General features: G+C 44.3%; 1 protein-coding gene. It reads right to left on the bottom strand.

Translation table 11 applies throughout. The annotated features are described in order from the left end of the window. Positions 1-193: 193 nt before the first annotated feature. Positions 194-668: flagellin (locus AC1MDJ_RS08330; RefSeq protein WP_479690447.1), on the bottom strand; the 475-nt coding region annotated here is incomplete at its 5' end.

Genomic DNA, 668 nt, shown 5'->3' with positions numbered 1-668 from the left:
CTATAGTGTTCCAGACTGCATTGACGGGGAAACAATCAGAGTTAAAGTTCATCGGAGATGAAAGCATACTGAATGCACTGGGCATATCAACTATACAAACTACTATCTAAACCGCGAATTAACGCGCATGACAAACTTAAAAAATATTGTCAACTAAACACAAGCTCCCACTATGGGCTATCTTTTCTATCTATTATCTTCCTATCAGTTGTAGCGCCAGTTGTGGCAATTGGTTAGCTTGGGCTAGCATAGCCACTGCTGCGTTCACGAGTATCTGGTTGTTAGTAAATGCCGATGACTCTGCTGCTACATCTAGGTCGCGTATGCGTGATTCTGCCGCTATGGTGTTCTGTCTCGTTATGCTGATACTCCGTTGCGTGTATTCCAGCCTGTTTATCATAGTTCCGATACTTGAGCGTTCGTGGTTCAACCGCTCTAGTGCCATATCAACTTTAGCCAGCGATTTCTCCGCATCAGCCATAGTCGCTATATATGCATCAGATATTTCCAATGCGATGGTATCCATACGCGGTATGGTAATATCTATATACTGCCCTTCATTTGCCCCTACCTGTGCCCTAGTAGAGTTATTAACTATATGAATATACGCAGGGGTGGTAGTATCAGGGCTAAACATAACCTGTCCTGCCGCAGCGTTGAAGGTTGCC

This window comes from Candidatus Termitispirillum reticulitermitis (assembly GCF_054655775.1).
The sequence above is the reverse complement of the archived record's forward strand: the minus strand, read 5'-3'. Positions and strand labels throughout refer to the sequence as shown.